The 7310-nt window shown below is 60.7% G+C and carries 6 protein-coding genes and 1 tRNA gene; 4 read left to right on the forward strand and 3 right to left on the reverse strand.

Annotation, left to right across the window (positions count from 1 at the left end):
* On the reverse strand, nucleotides 1-650 hold a 650-nt coding region (gene gluQRS, locus WEA77_RS02500; protein ID WP_368066288.1), incomplete at its 3' end, for a tRNA glutamyl-Q(34) synthetase GluQRS.
* A gap of 91 nt (nucleotides 651-741) precedes the next feature.
* Here gluQRS and WEA77_RS02505 point away from each other — a divergent pair.
* A complete protein-coding gene (locus WEA77_RS02505) occupies nucleotides 742-1809 on the forward strand; it encodes a hypothetical protein (protein ID WP_368066289.1) in 1068 nt (355 codons plus the stop codon).
* Between the two features lie 87 nt (nucleotides 1810-1896).
* On the opposite strand, the gene msrA is transcribed toward WEA77_RS02505, so the two are convergent.
* The gene (gene msrA / locus WEA77_RS02510) at nucleotides 1897-2553 is read right to left on the reverse strand and encodes a peptide-methionine (S)-S-oxide reductase MsrA (protein WP_368066290.1); all 657 of its coding nucleotides are present in this window, start codon (nucleotides 2551-2553) and stop codon (nucleotides 1897-1899) included.
* A gap of 117 nt (nucleotides 2554-2670) precedes the next feature.
* Here msrA and WEA77_RS02515 point away from each other — a divergent pair.
* Nucleotides 2671-2760, forward strand: a tRNA-Ser gene (locus WEA77_RS02515).
* A gap of 735 nt (nucleotides 2761-3495) precedes the next feature.
* Nucleotides 3496-3747 carry a type II toxin-antitoxin system ParD family antitoxin gene (locus tag WEA77_RS02520; RefSeq protein ID WP_368066291.1) on the forward strand — a complete coding sequence of 84 codons (252 nt, stop codon included), beginning with the start codon at nucleotides 3496-3498 and terminating at the stop codon, nucleotides 3745-3747.
* 818 nt (nucleotides 3748-4565) lie between these two features.
* Here WEA77_RS02520 and WEA77_RS02525 read toward each other — a convergent pair.
* Nucleotides 4566-5027 (reverse strand): DUF2269 family protein, encoded by a 462-nt coding sequence (locus WEA77_RS02525; protein WP_368066292.1) that lies wholly within the window; start codon nucleotides 5025-5027, stop codon nucleotides 4566-4568.
* Between the two features lie 388 nt (nucleotides 5028-5415).
* Between WEA77_RS02525 and WEA77_RS02530 the strand changes: the two genes are divergently transcribed.
* On the forward strand, nucleotides 5416-6555 hold the full coding sequence (locus tag WEA77_RS02530; protein WP_368066293.1) for an aspartate aminotransferase family protein: 1140 nt from the start codon (nucleotides 5416-5418) through the stop codon (nucleotides 6553-6555).
* The last annotated feature ends 755 nt before the right edge of the window (nucleotides 6556-7310 follow it).

The raw sequence follows: 7310 nt of genomic DNA on the forward strand, positions 1-7310 counted from the left end.
ACTTCGCGCAGGTCTTCGCCGCGGATGATGTGGGTTATGCCTTGCAGTGCGTCATCATGGCAGCAGGCGAGGTGGTAGCTGGTGGGCGCGTCCTTGCGGGCGAGGACGACATCGCCGAACCGGTCCGGGCGGGCGGGCAGGTCGTGGGTGCCGGCTGGGGTCCATTCGGTATAGGTGAGCGCCGCGAAGGCCGGACCGAGGGCCTTGCGGGCGGCGTCCAGTGACAGGCGCCAGGCGAAGGGGGCGTTGTGGGCGAGGCGCCCGGCCTCTTCGGCTGGGGGGAGGGGGCGGCTGACGAGGCCGCCTTCGTCCGGATCGGCGCCGGCGGGCAGGCGGGCGGCACTCTCCCTGCGGGTGAGAAAACAGCGATAAACAAGCCCCCGCGCGCGAAGGGCATTGAGAACTGTGGTATATCTGGCGAAATGGTCGGACTGGCGGCGCACCTCGCCGGTCCAGCCCAGCCCCAGCCAGGCCAGGTCTTCCAGGATCGCGGCCTCGTAGTGCGGGCGGCAGCGCGTCTGGTCGATATCCTCGATGCGCAGGAGGACTTCGCCGCCCTCGGCGCGGGCCGTGTCCCAGACCGCAAAGGCGGAGGCGGCATGCCCAAGATGCAGGCGACCTGTGGGCGAGGGGGCAAAGCGGGTGCGCATGGCCGGCAGGGTCCTGAGAATAGAGAGTTTCACTGTTGCAAGGATTTGGTAAGAAACGTATCGCCTTGAGGCGCGAGAGGACAGGTTCAGAATGTTGATCACCGGCTGGCTTGAAACCGCCGATTCCTGGCTGAAGACGAACATACCGGGCGCCGAATGGCTCGCCCTGTTCGGCGCAGCCATGATTTTACTCGTGGGCGTCTTCCTGCTGGTGAAGCTGATCATCGGCCTTGTCCGGATCAGCGGCAACGTGATGAACGCGGTGCGCGCGGCGCGGGCGAAGGCCAGCCGGGCGCCGGGCTTCCGGATCCTGATGGCGCATCCGGAAGGCGCGTCTGCCGGCCGGACCTCGAAATGGCTGTCCTCGGCGCTGTCGCGCAATTTGCCGGTTTTTGCCTTTGGCGCGCCTTTCTCACTGGTTGCGATGGGCCGTCTGAAGGGCGGGTTGGGCAGCGAGCCCGTTGCCCGGGCCCGCAAGCGAATGGCCACGGCCGACGCGGACCTGTTTGTCTGGGCCAGCTGGCACGGTAAGGGTGAGCGCGGGCTGGAAGTGCACGGCCTAAGCCGGGGGGGCGGGCTGTCGGCAGCCGACGCGCGCCTGTTCACGGTGGCTTTGCCTGGGTCGCGAAAGGCGCAGACCGAAGATGTCGCGCGCCTCGCGGCTTACCTGATTGCCAAGCAGCTGCAGCCGGCGCTGTCCGATCCGCAAGCCTTCCGCGCCGAGAAGATCCGCGACCTGGCGAATGAGCTGGAAAGCGTGCTGGCCAACGAATTGCCGGTCTCGCAGACGCTTCGCAGCGAGATCGAGGCTGATTTCTGCGCCGCGGGTGTGCGGGTGGCCGAGGATCTCGGCGAACTGTCGGCGCTGGACAAGGTGATCGCGATGCGCCGGGGCCATCTCGGCACGGCAACGCTGACCGCCGATACAGGTCGCATCATCCAGGCGAAGCTGGAACTCGGCCGCGCACTTATCGTCCGGGCGGAGAAACAGTTCGACCAGACGGTCGTGAAGGAAGCGATCTCGCACCTGGCGCAGGCGGTCGAAGGACTGCGGGGCGATCCGGTAATACAGCGCGCACAGACTGCTTCAGACGCACTGTTCAAGGCACAGGCAATGATCGAGTCGCGCAAGCGGTTTTCGCTGAACTTCGGGTCTTAAGGCCCTTTTCCTCGTCCTTCAGTCCATATGGCCCATCCTGCGACCTTGTTTGGATGACATCGCATGGCTTGACTCATAAGAGCAGTTTCAGCTCGCCTTTACTGGCGGCAACGGACAACTCACGCCGGTGCCGGCGAGACCGCAATAGCCGTTCGGGTTCTTGGCGAGGTATTGCTGGTGGTAGTCTTCGGCGAGGAACACGTCGGGGCGGGGCGCGAGTTCGGTGGTGACCGCGCCGCGGTGGCCGGAGGCGGCGAGTTCGGCGTTATAGGCGGCGATCATCTCGCGGGCGGTCGCCTCCTGCGCGCGGCTCGCGAAGTAGATCGCCGAGCGGTACTGGGTGCCGATATCGTTGCCCTGCCGCATGCCCTGCGTCGGGTCATGGCTTTCGAGGAAGAGTTTCACAAGGTCCGCAAAGGCGACTTCGGCGGGATTGAAGATGACTTCGACGATCTCGGTATGGCCGGTGCCGCCGGAGCAGACTTCGTCATAGGTGGGGTTCGGCGTGATCCCGCCTGCATAGCCGACACGGGTCAGCCAGATGCCCTTGGTTTGCCAGAACAGCCGTTCGGCTCCCCAGAAACAGCCGAGGCCGAAAACGGCGGTCTCGTAACCGGCGGGCGCCTCGGCCCCGAGCGGGCGGCCGCTGACGAAATGGACGGCGGCGGTGGGGATGGGGCGGCTGCGACCGGGCAGGGCGGTTTCGCGGGTTGGCAGCGCAGCGGGCTTGCGGGAGAAGAACATCGGCGGATTCCCTTTCTTAAGGCCGAGATATGGGCACGAAACGCCAAGGCGGCAATCACAAGCTTGCGACCGGGCCTGTCATCCGTTATCTGCTCGCGTACGCCGCTTGCGGTGAACGGAGAGGTGGCCGAGTGGTCGATGGCGCACGCCTGGAAAGTGTGTAGACGTTAACGCGTCTCCAGGGTTCGAATCCCTGTCTCTCCGCCATACAACACTGTTTTAATTGATATTTTTATTCAAAAGTGGCTCCTGGTATATTCGCTAGTGCATTCGTGTTTTTTGGACCGTGCGCTTTTCCCTTCAATCAGGCGCGATCGGCTTCTGCGAAGCATTCCAAGTGTTTCGCATCGGCACGGACCGTTTCGTTGTAGCCCCTGGGTCTCTTGCGCGTACGATCGACAGCTCCATTGGCGATAAGTTGTGGGCACGAGCGCGGATCGTATTGAGGCGCTTAATCGCAGCGAAGAAGCGCCGGCCTCCGGAAGTCGACACAACGAAGCGAGCCCGATTGCGACCGGGTCAAAATGGCGGGCGTGTTTCCAACTGTCTCGCCGCCTTGCGATGCCTCAGAACGAAGTCTTCAAATATGGGGACCGATCGTCCGCTATCGCGCCGGACGGGCAAACTTGCCGCTGGAAATGCACGAGTAATCCAAACTGCCGAACGGCAGCAATTCTGGCGATGGCAGACGGAGTCTCATTTATGCCATCAGGCAATTCATCGCCGATATCGGTCAGTGATACAGCGCTGCCGCACGAGCTCTTGTACTGGGCAATTTGCAAGCTATCCCGCGACCGATAGCTGTTCAGCGCCTCTCCCATCCAACGCGACGGACAGTTTGGACTACGTGGTCAAACCCGACCGAGAACTCTTGCCGAGGATGCCCAAAAACGTGCTATAACACATCAATAGTATGATTAATTCGCCCGAAGGAGCCGACCAATGACCACAGTCCGAAAGACTATCACCCTGACCGATATTCAGAATGACTGGATCAAGGCGCAGATCGACAGCGGCGCTTACACGAACGACAGCGAGGTGTTGCGCGACCTGATCCGCAAGGCGCAGCAGGAAACTTCCGAGATCGAGGCCATCCGCGCGGCGCTCGTCGAAGGCGAGAGAAGTGGCCTCAGCGCGCGCGGACCCGAAGAAATTCGCGCGGCGGTGAAGAAGCGGAAGCCCCTGAATGGTTGATGGCCGCTATCATTTAACCCAGGCGGCCGATGCGGACCTCGAACGCTTGTACGAGTGGGGCATCGATCGCTTCGGCGTGCAAGTGGCGGACGAATACTACGAGGGGCTGATCGCACGCCTGGGGCAGACACGCGGACACTCCGCAGCTATGGCAAGAGGTCGATCATATCCGCGCTGGCTATCGCCGCTCGGTGTATGCCGCGCATTCCATCTATTACCAGGCCGGGGCCAATGGCGTTTTGATCGTGCGTGTTCTCGGGCGCCAAAATCCGCAATCCAGTCTTCCGAATGACTAACCGATACTCAGGGCTTGCTGCTGTTTACGTTTGCGCGCTCCTTATGAGATTCAAATCGCATCCATGCCGCAGAGAAGAAGGTTGCAATGCCAATGAGTGCGTCGTTGCTTCTTCTCGTTCATAGATCCACTCACTCAGTGAAAAAGGCCTTCGGATAACCTGGAGACTGTTCGGCCGGGTTCCTGCAGCGAGGGTGGTTTCCTTTAGCGATGCGAAATCACTGGTCCAGGCTTCTGCCGCAGGAATGGTCCTCACCGGCTGTTCTGGGCCAATCGCGCCGTCCGAAACCCTCACCCCCGCCAGGCGGGTCATCGCCGATTGCAGACGTTCGCCTTGCGATCACCAAACACTACATCGCCAGCACTTTCTGCCATACAAATGTGAAGGTGGGACACCTGCGCGTTATGCTGCGAGCCTGTTTCCCAGGGAGACGGCGAACTTCGAAAAGGCGGGCTCTTTGACCGTTGAGGACTTGGGGCATCAGGAACTTTCCGCCTGCAGCACGATGACGCGCTGCACGCCTCAGACTGGCTTCACCACCATCAGCCATGTCGCGACCAACAGAGGGAACGTGCTCACAAGCCCCCACGCCAGCCAGCGCCGCGATAACGAACGATATACCTCACCCACATCTCCCTTTGCGAACGCTTTCGCCAAACGGGCCTGTTTTACCTGAATTGGTACGATCGCGAGTATCCAGATCAGCCCTGACAGAACGAAAAGTATCTGGCTCCACAGAAGCCAGCCCTGCCCGAGTGGATAATGAGCCGAAATGGCCATGAAATAGCCGCCTCCGATGATCAGCACCACGCCCCAGACGGTCATCGACCAGTCGGTATAGGTCACCATCTTCTGGGCATAGGAAAGTACTTCCGGCCGCCCGTCGCGGTCAGCAAAGAACTTCCAGATCGCAGTGACAGTGATGTTCCCCATCAGCATGGCGACGCCCGTCACATGCAGAAACTTCGCCACATCATAGATCATTAAACACGCAGCACGCCGCCGATCACCCTAGTAAAGCAACCATAGGGCCGACCGGGAAAACATCCACCTTGTTCGCAACGTGTCAATGCCCGCTTTGAGCTAACCCCTCTGACGGCGTCGATCAGGGACCGGCAGGGTCACTTCAGTCCGGTCATCGGGGCCCTACGCCGCTCCCTGTCGGCAATTCGCCGATAGCGGTCATGGGCGGCCTGTCGCTGGATGAAGATTTAGGGTGGGCGGCGGACTCAATCTCGTGATCGACTACCACGAGTGAACCGCGATTTGTGCTGCCTGCTGTTTCGGTTAAAAGCCGTCATGGCCGATCCGGATTTTACGTTTGATCGAGAAGCACTCGTTCATGCCATTGACTTGATGGAGAACGTCGGAAATGGCGACGATGCCCATCCCGCACGCTTTGCCTGAAGTCGGGCTGGGCGCACTCGCCACCTTGAATTTGCTCGCGCCGTTGATCCTTGGCGGAGCGACCCGCCTTGGTCACCCCGCCGCAATGGCGCAGATGGACCCGCCCACGCCCTGGATAAGCTGGGCCACGACCTTGTGGAACGCGTCGCTCAACCAAAACCTGCTTCATCCAGCGACAGCGCCGGTCGCGCGCGATCTGGAGGCGCGGGTGGTCGATTGGCTGGCTCTGTTTTTCGGCATGGACGGCGGCCACATGGTGCCCGGCTCGACGGTTGCGAATCTGACCGCACTATGGGCAGCGCGCGAATGCGCTGGAGTGCAGGAGGTTGCCTATGCCGAGACCGCGCATCTGTCGGTCGCCAAAGCTGCTCATATCCTTGGATTGCCGACGCGTCCCTTGCCGTGCTGGCCAGTAGGGTCACTACTGGCTGAAACATTACAAGGCGATCTGAGCCGGACGGCCCTGGTCCTCACCGCCGGGGCGACGAGCACTGGAGCTGTTGATGATCTCTGTCTGATTGGAGGCGCAGCCTGGACCCATGTCGATGCTGCCTGGGCCGGGCCTCTGCGGCTCAGGCCGCAATATTCATCGCGCCTGTCGGGCATTGAGCGTGCGGACTCGGTCGCAATTTCCGCTCACAAATGGCTGTTTCAGCCAAAAGGGTCCGCCTTGGTGCTGTTTCGCGACGCGACACACGCGCACGCAGCAATGAGCTTCGGCGGGGCGTATCTTAAAACCCCGAACGTCGGCGTCCTCGGATCACATGGCGCGGTTGCGGTACCGCTCCTTGCGAGTTTACTCGCATGGGGCCGCAAAGGTATCGCCGCGCGGATTGAAAAATGCATGGCGATGGCCAGCGAATTTTCGGCATTCATTTCAGCCGATAAAAGGCTTGAGCTTCTGGCGCTTCCGGAAACCGGTCTCGTAGTCTGGCGACCGGTAGATACCGAAGCCACAGATAGACTGCATGCGGCCTTGCCGCCCGGATCAACGTCACTGACCAGTCTACCCAGCGGTCGATGGCTACGAAACGTAGCTGCAAATCCAAGCCTCGACCTTGGGGCCTTCACGACTGCAGCTAATGCCGCATTGAACGATATATAAACGTGAAGTTCCGCGCCGCGATGGGTTCAGATCATGTCCGCAAAGGGACAGGCGCGCCAGGCGCACCAGTCGACGGCGCCGGGTCAGAACGGCTGAACTACTCTGAAGCCGCCATTGCGTTACTCGCCTAGCAACCGCGTTAGCATCCTGCGGACATGATCCTGGCCGCCAAAAAAATGGCGAGCACCCGAACAAGTTTCAGATCTTCATTTATGTTAAATCACGCAATGGCCTGCCCAATTGTCAAATGGCGAAGCCCAGGCAGCATGCCGTCGTGCTGCGTTTCGCGATAGGGCAATTGTTCCAGTCTAGTGATGTCTTCGCGGATCGACTGCACGCGCGCTTGCGCGTGCATGATGGCTGTTTAGGTGTCATCGCCAAATCCCACATAGCTATCGACCAGAAACTCGAAAATCAGTGTGAAGTCGCGTTTGGCATCGGCCGCGAAGGCGACCTCATAGGCCATGCTTGGCGCGCTTGCGGGCCGCTGCGCCAGCAATGGCGTTCATCATGCCGTCGCTGGATACGAACGTTCCTCTTTGCCGTTCGATTAGAAGAGTTCGCAACGCTTCAAGTTCCAACTCGTCATTTTCGAAGCGTAGGCGCAACAGCTCCAGTCCTTGCTGCAACGCAGCGCTGACGGACGTAAATCAACCCTTCTCGACGAGTTGGCGTGCGAAGGCACGCCTGTTCGTCGGTGAGTGAGATCGAGGATTTGACAGTCATGAGGCCTCTTTCCTTGTTACCGTTAAATA

The organism is Hyphomonas sp. (genome assembly GCF_040882205.1).
Taxonomy (GTDB): Bacteria; Pseudomonadota; Alphaproteobacteria; order Caulobacterales; family Hyphomonadaceae; genus Hyphomonas.

Bases quoted from the DNA above. Each gene is read 5' to 3' on its own strand.
- WEA77_RS02505 (WP_368066289.1), top strand. From the start codon at position 742: ATGTTGATCACCGGCTGGCTTGAAACCGCCGATTCCTGGCTGAAGACG.
- msrA (WP_368066290.1), bottom strand. From the start codon at position 2,553: ATGTTCTTCTCCCGCAAGCCCGCTGCGCTGCCAACCCGCGAAACCGCC.
- WEA77_RS02520 (WP_368066291.1), top strand. From the start codon at position 3,496: ATGACCACAGTCCGAAAGACTATCACCCTGACCGATATTCAGAATGAC.
- WEA77_RS02525 (WP_368066292.1), bottom strand. From the start codon at position 5,027: ATGATCTATGATGTGGCGAAGTTTCTGCATGTGACGGGCGTCGCCATG.
- WEA77_RS02530 (WP_368066293.1), top strand. From the start codon at position 5,416: ATGGCGACGATGCCCATCCCGCACGCTTTGCCTGAAGTCGGGCTGGGC.